This window comes from Herminiimonas sp., assembly GCF_030645555.1.
Lineage (GTDB): Bacteria > Pseudomonadota > Gammaproteobacteria > Burkholderiales > Burkholderiaceae_D > Oxalicibacterium.
In genome coordinates, this window is the sequence record NZ_JAUSME010000058.1 from 1 (window position 1) to 9,974 (window position 9,974).

8 protein-coding genes are annotated in these 9,974 nt (G+C 56.5%); 3 read left to right on the forward strand and 5 right to left on the reverse strand.

Features of this window, described 5'->3' with window-relative positions:
• Window position 1 precedes the first annotated feature (1 nt).
• Window positions 2–2,842 (forward strand): formate dehydrogenase subunit alpha, encoded by a 2,841-nt coding sequence (gene fdhF, locus Q7T06_RS02375; protein ID WP_304779537.1) that lies wholly within the window; start codon window positions 2–4, stop codon window positions 2,840–2,842.
• Between the two features lie 295 nt (window positions 2,843–3,137).
• Entirely contained in the window at window positions 3,138–3,977 is an 840-nt protein-coding gene (locus Q7T06_RS02380) for a formate dehydrogenase accessory sulfurtransferase FdhD (RefSeq protein ID WP_304779540.1), read from the forward strand.
• A gap of 19 nt (window positions 3,978–3,996) precedes the next feature.
• Here Q7T06_RS02380 and Q7T06_RS02385 read toward each other — a convergent pair whose 3' ends face one another.
• Window positions 3,997–5,280: a D-amino acid dehydrogenase gene (locus Q7T06_RS02385; RefSeq protein ID WP_304779544.1), complete on the reverse strand. Its 1,284-nt coding sequence runs from the start codon at window positions 5,278–5,280 to the stop codon at window positions 3,997–3,999.
• 351 nt (window positions 5,281–5,631) lie between these two features.
• Between Q7T06_RS02385 and Q7T06_RS02390 the strand changes: the two genes are divergently transcribed.
• Window positions 5,632–5,961 (forward strand): hypothetical protein, encoded by a 330-nt coding sequence (locus Q7T06_RS02390; RefSeq protein WP_304779547.1) that lies wholly within the window; start codon window positions 5,632–5,634, stop codon window positions 5,959–5,961.
• A 172-nt stretch (window positions 5,962–6,133) separates the two neighbouring features.
• Here Q7T06_RS02390 and Q7T06_RS02395 read toward each other — a convergent pair whose 3' ends face one another.
• From Q7T06_RS02395 to Q7T06_RS02410, 4 genes are all read right to left on the reverse strand, one after another.
• A complete protein-coding gene (locus Q7T06_RS02395; RefSeq protein WP_304779550.1) occupies window positions 6,134–7,273 on the reverse strand; it encodes a UbiH/UbiF/VisC/COQ6 family ubiquinone biosynthesis hydroxylase in 1,140 nt (379 codons plus the stop codon).
• 4 nt (window positions 7,274–7,277) lie between these two features.
• Window positions 7,278–8,612 carry an aminopeptidase P N-terminal domain-containing protein gene (locus Q7T06_RS02400; protein WP_304779555.1) on the reverse strand — a complete coding sequence of 445 codons (1,335 nt, stop codon included), beginning with the start codon at window positions 8,610–8,612 and terminating at the stop codon, window positions 7,278–7,280.
• Window positions 8,609–9,325, reverse strand: coding sequence for an N-acetylmuramate alpha-1-phosphate uridylyltransferase MurU (murU, locus tag Q7T06_RS02405; RefSeq protein ID WP_304779558.1), 717 nt, complete (start codon window positions 9,323–9,325; stop codon window positions 8,609–8,611). The genes Q7T06_RS02400 and murU overlap by 4 nt, the downstream gene beginning before the upstream one ends.
• Window positions 9,326–9,431: 106 nt before the next feature.
• Window positions 9,432–9,974 (reverse strand): aminoglycoside phosphotransferase family protein (locus tag Q7T06_RS02410; protein WP_304779561.1); only part of this gene is annotated, 543 nt, incomplete at its 5' end.

Sequence of the window (9,974 nt, forward strand, 5' to 3'; positions counted from 1 at the left end):
AATGAACGCAATTACCAGAAAAGAAATGGCACAACTCGACGTGCCGACAGTCACTTTCGAATTGAACGGTCGCGAAGTAACCGGCCGCGCAACAGATACGTTGCTGACCATCGCCAAGCGCGAAGGTATCGAGATTCCGCATCTGTGCTTCAAGGAAGGCATGGACACTGCAGGTAACTGCCGTGCATGCGTCGTCGAAATCAATGGCGAACGCGTCCTGGCGCCTTCATGCTGCCGCAATCCGACCAACGGTATGAAGGTTAATACCGAAAGCGAACGCGCAGTGAAATCACAAAAACTGGTATTGGAGCTGTTGCAGTCCGATATGCCGGAAGCCGACTATACGCGCCACAATGAAGTGGACGAATGGGCTGCGAAAATGGAAGTAGGCAAGCCACGTTTCGAGGCGCGCGCCAGAGTTGCTCCCGATTTTTCGCATCCGGCGATGACGGTCAATCTCGATGCGTGCATTCAATGTACCCGTTGCGTGCGTGCCTGCCGCGACGAGCAGGAAAACGACGTGATCGGCCTCGCCTTCCGTGGCGACCACGCGAAAATCGTGTTCGACATGGACGACCCTATGGGCGCGTCGACTTGCGTCGCCTGTGGTGAGTGCGTACAGGCGTGCCCGACCGGCGCCTTGATGCCGGCCCGCGATGTGGCGATGAATGTGCCGGACAAGCAGGTTGACTCCGTCTGCCCATACTGCGGCGTCGGTTGCCAGCTGACCTACAACATCAAAGACAACAAGATCCTCTTCGTTGAAGGCCGCGATGGCCCTGCCAACCGCGAGCGTCTGTGCGTCAAGGGTCGTTATGGTTTCGATTATGCAAACCATCCACACCGTTTGACCAAGCCTTTGATCCGTCGTGCCGATGCGCCTAAACGCGGCGACTTCGTGATGGATCCGGATCGCGTGATGGAAGTATTCCGCGAAGCGACATGGGAAGAAGCGCTGGAAGTTGCCGGCGGCAATTTCGCCAAGCTGCGCGATACGCATGGCAAAAAATCGCTGGCGGGCTTCGGTTCGGCCAAAGGCAGTAACGAAGAAGCGTATCTGTTTCAGAAACTGGTGCGTACCGGTTTCGGCAGCAACAACGTCGATCACTGCACACGCCTGTGTCACGCGTCCTCAGTCGTCGCGCTGCTCGAAGGTATAGGTTCAGGCGCAGTGTCGAATCCGGTGATGGACGTCACCAAGGCAGAAGTCGTCATCATCATCGGCGCCAACCCGACCGTGAATCATCCTGTTGCCGCGACCTGGATCAAGAATGCAGTCAGCAACGGCACCAAACTGATCGTCTGCGATCCACGCCGTACCGACATGTCGCGTATTGCACATCGCTTCATGCAATTCAAGGCCGATACCGACGTTGCCATGCTGAACGCAATGATGAACGTGATCGTTACCGAAGGTTTGGTCGACAAGGAATTCATCGAAAGCCGCACCATCGGTTACGAAGAACTGCGTAAAAACGTCGAAGGCTATACACCTGAGCTGATGGCGCCTATTTGCGGCATCGATGCAGAAACATTGCGCTACGTTGCACGTCTGTACGCAACTTCGAAAGCGTCGATGATCCTGTGGGGCATGGGCGTATCGCAGCATATCCACGGCACCGATAATGCGCGTTGCCTGATTGCGCTGTCGCTGATGACGGGCCAGATTGGCCGTCCAGGTACCGGCTTGCATCCATTGCGCGGTCAAAACAATGTGCAAGGTGCATCCGACGCCGGCTTGATCCCTATGGTCTACCCGGATTACCAAAGCGTTACCGATCCGAAGATCCGCGCCAATTTTGCCAAGGCATGGAATATGTCGGTAGATTTGCTCGATCCTGAACCAGGCTTGACCGTGGTCGAGATCATGCATGCGATTACCGACGGCAAAATCCGCGGTCTGTATGTGCAGGGTGAAAATCCGGCCATGTCGGATCCGGACGCCAACCATGCGCGTGAAGCACTGGCAGCTCTGGATCATCTGGTCGTGCAGGATATCTTCCTGACCGAAACCGCATATCTGGCTGACGTGATCTTGCCGGCAAGCGCCTTCCCTGAAAAAACCGGCACTTTCACGAATACCGATCGCACCGTGCAAATGGGTCGTCAGGCACTGAACCCGCCGGGTGAAGCCAAGCAGGATCTGTGGATCTTGCAGCAAATGGCGAATCGCCTCGGTTGCGACTGGAACTACAAGCATGTGTCGGAAGTGTTCGATGAAATGCGTCACACGATGCCTAGCATTGCGGGCATCACATGGGAACGTCTGGAGCGCGAGGATTCCGTAACTTATCCATGCGAAAAAGAAGGCGATCCAGGCGAGCCTGTCGTGTTCGTCAAGAGCTTCCCGCGTGAATCGGGTCGTGCGCGCTTCGTGCCTGCAGACATCATTCCTGCGAATGAGCGTCCGGATGCAGAGTTCCCTATGGTCTTGATCACCGGCCGTCAACTGGAACACTGGCATACCGGCAGCATGACGCGTCGTGCGACGGTGCTCGATTCGATCGAACCGGATCCTATCGCGCTGATCCATCCGCTGGATCTGCTCGCGATGGGCGGCAACCCGGGCGATCTGATCACGCTGGAATCGCGTCGCGGTCAAGTGACCCTGTATGCACGTGCCGACGACAGCTCACCGCGTGGCGCCGTGTTCGTACCGTTCTGTTATTACGAAGCCGCGATTAACCGTTTGACGAATTCTGCGCTGGATCCATTCGGCAAGATTCCAGAGTTCAAATACTGCGCAATCCGCATCGTTCTCGGCGGTACGGCGCCGGTGCAAAGCAGCTACGGCGGCGGTCAAGCCCTGGTCAATCTGACCAACAGCATGTCAGTCAACTAAGCCTGCTTTCGCAAGCAACAGGTAGTTTGCAGAAAATAAACCGGCACTTGCTCTTGCAGCAAGTGCCGGTTTTTATTTAGCTGCAATGATATGCGTAGTCATGGATGACACATGCGCACGTGCCGTGAAGCGGCGAGTATGGATGCGCCACATGTAGCTTCAAGCTTGTTGCTGCATCTGAAAAGGTGGAGTGATGTCATAATCACGCTATCTGATTTTTCAGACACGTGTAAATTCCTTGCGCCGAGCGGCAAAAACTTCTACAAGTGCATCTGCACCCCTAATTCTGCCCACTATGAGTGTACGTCCCGTTTTATCCAACGCAACCCGCAAGCTGACCCATGACGTGGAAGTCATGGATGAGCGCGGTCGTACCTCGCTGATTGCGATTCCGGCCGAGCAACCGTTGACGATCTATGTCGACAAGCGCGAGCTGGTGACATTGATGACGCTGGGTGGCGCGCCTGAAGCCTTGGCGCTCGGTTACTTGCGCAACCAGCGCTTCATCAAGAATATCGAAGATATCCTGTCGGTGCAGGTGGACTGGGATGTAGACGCTGCCGCGATAGTCACGCGCAAGGGGATAGACGATATTGAAGAGCGCACATCCAGGCGAACGGTGACCACTGGCGGCGGCGAGGGCACGGTGTTTGGCGGTTTGATGGATGAAATCGACGCGATTGCCTTGCCGCCTGACGCGCGCCTGAAGCAATCCACGCTGTACAAAGTCATAGACACGATACGCACGCATCGCTCAGTCTACAAGCGGGCCGGCTCGGTGCATGGATGCGCCTTGTTTTCAGCCGAAGGCGAGCTGATCCATTTTGCCGAAGATGTCGGGCGCCACAATGCGGTCGATGCGATCGCCGGAAAAATGTGGTTTGACGGCATCAGTGGCGCAGACAAGATTTTCTACACGACGGGCCGGCTGACATCCGAAATGGTGATGAAGGGTGCGCAAATGGGCATACCGTTCTTGCTTTCGCGCTCAGGCGCCACGCAGATGGGTCATATGGTCGCTGAGCGCCTCAATATGTCGCTGATCGCACGCTGCAGCGGCAGGCATTTCCTGCTGCTGAGCGGTGTAGACAGGATCATTTTTGACGAGCTGGTAGCGACTGAGGCAACAGCGTAAATTCTGCCGGTTGTATTCTTCAGGCCTTGCGCGGCGCCATGCCGGTGAAGGCAAAATCCACATCTGGATGGTGGCCGGAAATGATGTCGGCAATTGCGCGTCCGGAGCCGCAACCCATGGTCCAGCCCAGCGAGCCATGCCCCGTATTCAAGAACAGATTGCTGAATCTGGTCTTGCCTATGTAAGGCACATTGGACGGCGTCAAAGGACGCAAACCAGACCAGTAAGATGGATTTTCATAATCGCAGGCGTCCGGGAATAATTCGCGTGTACGGCGCGTGATTGCGGCGCAACGGGTCGGATTCAATTCCCGCCCGTAGCCATTGAATTCGCATGTGCCTGCCACACGCAGCTGGTCTCCCAGGCGCGACAACACCAGCTTGTACCCATCGTCTATCAGTGAAACGGTCGGTGCCAGATCAGCATTCACGACCGGATACGTCGCTGAATAACCCTTGCCCGGATAAATCATCAGATCGATGCCGAGCGGCTTCAATATCGGTACCGAAAAACTACCCATCGCCATCACAAATGCATCGGCATGCAAGCTCAGGTGGCGGCCTTCTGCATTGATGACTTCGACTCCCGTCACACGTGCGGCAGCCCCTGTACCTTCTGTGATCAGACGTGTCACAGTCGTGTTGAACTGGAAATTTACGCCGCGTTCCTGCGCCTTGTGCGCCAGGCCGGTAGTGAATTTGTATATGTCGCCGGACTCATCGGTTTCGGTAAAGTCTGCGCCGACGATCTGGGCACGGATATGCGCCAATGCCGGCTCCAGCTGGACCGCTTCCCGGGCTGTCATCGGCACACGCGGGCAACCGAGATCGCGCATCACTTTGGCGGACGCCAATGATTCGTCGAACTCTTTTTGATCAGTATAGAAATGCAGGATGCCGCGCGTCAGGCAATCGTAGTCGATCGCAACTTCGGCGCGTACGGCTTGCAGGGTCTGGCGGCTGTATTCAGCGATTGCAACGATTTGCTGGATGTTATGGATAGTGCGTGCCGGTGTGCATGCGCGCAGGAAATTCAGGCCCCATTTCCATTGCAGCCATTCTGCGCGGAAGCGGTACAGCAGCGGCGCATCTTCCTTGCCCAGCGATTTCAATATCGTCATCGGCGCGCTCTTGTTGGCCCACGGTGTCGCATGCGATACGGAAATCTGGCAGCCGTTGGCAAAGCTGGTTTCCTGCGCCACGCCGGGTTGGCGATCGATTACGGTGACGTCGTGACCGGCCTTGTTCAAGAACCATGCCGATGCCGTTCCAATGATGCCCGAACCCAAAACGATGACTTTCATGACGCGATCAAATCCCGAGATATTTCCATAAGATGCTGCGGTCGAGCGACGCAGATTGCGGGTTGCTTTCCTGTACCCAGCCTGAGGAAGCACCATACCGTGCCCGCCCATGATTGCCTATGACGACTGTCAAGAATCGCGAGAAACACTTGAAATTTTCGCCGGCCTGCGGGTTTCAGTCGCCGGTGCCGGCATGCGTCCGCCAGAAAACCATTATCTATAGGTAATGATTGTTATTAAATACTTTAACTATACCTAATCATTTATAGCCATTACGATGTGCCTGAAGTCTGCAAAAGGAGTCGCGGGCTGGATTCCGCAGTGACGTGCACATACCCAAGGAGAAGTGCAATGGTCGAACTTGAACAATGTCCAATAGGCAATGCAGTTGCTTGTCATCTGGCTGCCTATAACGCAGCATTTTATGAGCTTGGCTTGAGCTGGCACTGGGACGGCGACACCTTCCATGCGCTGCAAAGCCTGTCGTGCGAACGTGAACGCATCAAGACTTACATGAAAACGCATCAGTCGCATTTGCTGAAAGTGTACGACGCAGACTTCTTGATCGACGCGATACAAACCACCAAGGCCCGTTGCTTTGAAACGATGACTGACAATGGCGCCAAAAAAGCGGCGACGGTCAACTGGGCTGAATTTCAGCGCGCTGAAGTAGGGGTTTGATCGCCATTCTCTAGGTGACAGCATCAATGTCTGCCATCTTTTTTTGAATTTTCTGCAGGGGGGTGTGCAACGCAAAGTGTGTGAGGATGCCACAATGCGTTTTGCACGAATAAAAAGCCGCATCGTTTTCGATGCGGCTTTTTATTTGCCTGGATAGCTTGTTCTGCGTTGGCTACGATCGGCGTCCAAACATCATCTGTTCGGCTAGCAGGTTTTTCGCCGGTTTTATACCATCGACTACGCCTAATGAAAATCCCAGCAGGGTTTGCGAGAGGGTGCCTGCGGGTGCGCTGGCGAATATCCTTGCCATGAGGTCGGTCAGCTTGATCGTTGCATTGCGATCAGACTCGCGGCTGGCTGCAAATTCCTGCAGCGCCGAGGGCTCCGCTTGCCTGGCCAGCAAGCGCGCCAGCACGCTGGCATCACGCAAACCTAAATTGAGTCCCTGGCCTGCGACCGGATGCAGCGTCTGTGCCGCATTGCCGATTGCTATCGTTCTGGCCGATGATGCTGGCTCTGCATTCAAGCCGAGTGGGAAAGCGTTGCGTTGCGTGGTGGCGGTAAAGCGGCCCAGGCGGGTGCCGTATGCAGCGCCCAGTTCTTGCAGAAATTCTGCATCATTCAAGGCAAGCAGGCGCTGCGCAGTGTCTGGTCGTACACACCACACCAGGGCATAGCCATCGTCCTGCGGCAACAGCGCCAGCGGACCTTCGTCGGTGAAGCGTTCGAATGCACGATGCGCGATCGGCGCACTCGCAGTCACATGCGCGACGATGGCGGTTTGGCCGTAATCGCGATACATGGCTTTCTTCGTTTGTTCGCTGAAGATGCCGCCTTCGGCTTGCACCATTATCTTTGCGTGGACCGCTTCATGATCGGCAAATGTGAGCGTGACGGCTACATCATTTTCCGCGATGGCGCTTACTGTTGCAGGACGGATCAAGCTGATGCCGATGGCAGATGCATGCGCATTGAGTGCGCTCACCATCGCGCCGTAGCGCGTGACATAGCCGAGCGCCGGCAAATCGTATTCGGCACGATCGATCAGCGTGCGGCCGAAATGGCCGCGGCGTGAAACGTGTATCTGGTTGATCTGCGTCGCGGTGATAGGCCACGCATTGATCGCTTCAAAGATTTGCCGGCTGCCGTAAGACAAGGCAATCGAGCGCGGGTCGCGCGATGTTTGATCTATGGTTTTTGCATCGATCAAGGCGATGCGGGCAGGTGCCGCGCCGTGCCTGACCAGCAATGCTGCGAGCGCCAGTCCGACCGGGCCGGCACCGCAAATGGCGATATCGAAATCGGTTTGCATGATGCTATTCGTGCTTCATCAGGGCTTCGATATCGGCCACGGTTTTCGGTGCGGCTGCGCTCAGGATGTGGCAACCATCGGCGGTAAGCAGGGCATCGTCTTCTATGCGTATGCCGATATTCCAGTATTGTTCCGGCACGCCTTCTGCCGGCCGCACATAGATGCCGGGTTCTACCGTCACCACCATGCCGGCTTGCAGGGTGCGCCAGGGTCTTTCGGCGCCATCCGGGCTGGCATCGCGATAGTCGCCCACGTCATGTACATCCATGCCCAGCCAGTGTCCGGTGCGATGCATGTAGAACTGGCTGTAGGCGCGATTTTCGATCACGTCGCTGAGCGTGCCCACCTTGTTGGCGTCGAGCAGGCCGGTATCGAGCATGCCTTGCGCGAGCACCCTGACTGCGGCGTCGTGGCCATCCATGAAGCGTTTTCCCGGGCGCGTTTCTGCAATTGCCGCATATTGCGAGGCCAGCACGATTTCATACAATTCCTTTTGCGGCCCCGAGAACTTCCCGTTGGCGGGAAATGCCCGCGTGATGTCGGAAGCGTAGCTGTCGAGTTCGCAACCGGCATCGATCAATACCAGATCGCCATCCTTTAATTCCGCATCGCTGGCGCGGTAATGCAATACGCAGGCGTTGGCGCCGGTGGCGACGATGGAGCCATAGGCTGGAAATTGCGAACCGCTGTTGCGGAATTCATGCAGGATTTCTGCTTCCAGATGATATTCGCGCAGGCCCGGGCGGGCGATGCGCATGGCGCGTCTATGCGCGGCAGCGGCGATGTCGGCGGAACGCTGCATGATGTCGATTTCGCCGGCGTCCTTGGTCAGGCGCATTTCATCCAGCAATACGTGCACATCGTAGGCGGCAGTCGGCGGGGTGATGCCTGCGCGCGCCTGCGCACGCACAGACTGTAGCCAGCGCTGCACTTGTGCATCGAGTTTGTCGCTGCTGCCGAGTGCGTAAAACAGGGCGGGGGCATTTGCCATCAATTTCGGCAATTCAGTATCGAGTGCTTCGATCGGATAGGCGGCGTCGAAACCGAAACTGGTGCGCGCGGTTTCAGGACCGTAGCGAAAGCCATCCCAGATTTCGCGTTCGAGATTTTTTTCGCGACAGAACAGGATGGCCTGATTTTTTTCGCCGGCGACCAGCACGATCACGGCTTCAGGTTCAGTGAAGCCGGACAGATAATAAAAATAGCTGTCGTGACGATATGGATAGTCCGCATCGCGGTTACGCATCACTTCGGGCGCCGTCGGGATGATGGCTATGCCGCCGCCCCTGGCCTGCATTTGGGTGATCAGTGATGCGCGTCTGTCGGCATACGATTTCATTGCTTGTGTCCTGTCAAAGGGGCATTCAGTTCGGCCAGCCGTTCTGCGGTGCCGACATCGGTCCAGTCGCCGCGATAAATTTCGCCGCCTACCTGGCCGCGCGCCGCGTATTCACGCAACAGCGGCGCCAGTTTGGCGGATGTGCCTGCTTCTATCGAATCGAACATCGATGGGCGATATACGCCTATGCCGGAAAAAGTGAATTGGGGCTCGCCTTCGTTGGCGATCGAAAAGCTGTGCAATGCAAAATCGCCTTGTGGATGGTGGGCCGGATTCTTTACCAGGTACAGCCATGCAACGTCGCGCTGATCGAGCGGGTAAGGGTTGCCCCACACATCATTATCTTCCAGCACGCTTTTTACCTGCGTGAAATCAAAGTGGGGGCAATAGATATCGGCTGCAAGGGCTAAAAACGGTTCATCGCCCAGCAGGTGGCGCGCTTGCGCGATGCCACCCGCTGTTTCCAGTGCGCTGCCCTCAGCGGAGTAGGCAATGCGGGCGCCGTATTGTTCGCCATTACCTATGGCTGCTTCTATCATGTGACCGAGATGGGCATGGTTGATGACGATGTCGGTGATGCCGGCTCTTACCAGATTCAGCAGATGCCAGGCGATCAGCGGGCGCCCGCGCACCTTCAGCAAAGGCTTGGGGCAGGTGTCAGTGAGCGGCCGCATGCGTTCGCCGCGTCCGGCCGCAAATATCATCGCTTTCATGGTTGTCGCATTCGTGGTCTGGATGGGTGTATGTGGTTGGCCGGCGGCGCGGCTTCAATTCGATGGCTGGTCCTATCCATAGCATGCCGCCGGACGGGCGGTCCGATTAAAACGTATAGCCTACCTGTGGCGCCTTGTCTTCGAGTTCATCGAGCAATTTCACCAGCGGCGCCAGCTCCTTGTAGCGATGGGCCGCCTTGCGCGTATATTCCATCACCAGTGGCATGTCCTTCAGATAGGCATCCTTGCCATCGCGGTGATACAGGCGCGCAAAAATGCCGAGTACTTTCAGATGGCGCTGCAGGCCCATGTATTCGAAATCGCGATAAAAGGCATCGATATCCGGGTTGACCGGCAAGCCGGCGCGTTTGGCGCGTTCCCAGTAACGGATGGTCCAGTCGAGCACGATTTCCTCATCCCACTGGATGTAGGCGTCGCGCAGCAGCGAGGCAAGGTCGTAGGTGATGGGGCCGAATACCGCATCCTGGAAATCGAGTATGCCGGGATTGCCATCCTGCAGCACCATCAGGTTACGTGAGTGGTAATCGCGATGCACATAGACTTGGGCCTGTGCGAGGTTGTTGGCAAGCAGCGCATCAAACACCTTGTTCAGCGTTGCGGTTTGCGCTTCTGTCATGCTCAGGCCCAG

What these genes read in the sequence shown, in the direction of transcription:
- Q7T06_RS02400 (WP_304779555.1), bottom strand. Translation starts at nt 8,612, where the DNA reads ATGAAATCGTATGCCGACAGACGCGCATCACTGATCACCCAAATGCAG.
- fdhF (WP_304779537.1), top strand. Translation starts at nt 2, where the DNA reads ATGAACGCAATTACCAGAAAAGAAATGGCACAACTCGACGTGCCGACA.
- Q7T06_RS02380 (WP_304779540.1), top strand. Translation starts at nt 3,138, where the DNA reads ATGAGTGTACGTCCCGTTTTATCCAACGCAACCCGCAAGCTGACCCAT.
- Q7T06_RS02385 (WP_304779544.1), bottom strand. Translation starts at nt 5,280, where the DNA reads ATGAAAGTCATCGTTTTGGGTTCGGGCATCATTGGAACGGCATCGGCA.
- Q7T06_RS02395 (WP_304779550.1), bottom strand. Translation starts at nt 7,273, where the DNA reads ATGCAAACCGATTTCGATATCGCCATTTGCGGTGCCGGCCCGGTCGGA.
- murU (WP_304779558.1), bottom strand. Translation starts at nt 9,325, where the DNA reads ATGAAAGCGATGATATTTGCGGCCGGACGCGGCGAACGCATGCGGCCG.
- Q7T06_RS02390 (WP_304779547.1), top strand. Translation starts at nt 5,632, where the DNA reads ATGGTCGAACTTGAACAATGTCCAATAGGCAATGCAGTTGCTTGTCAT.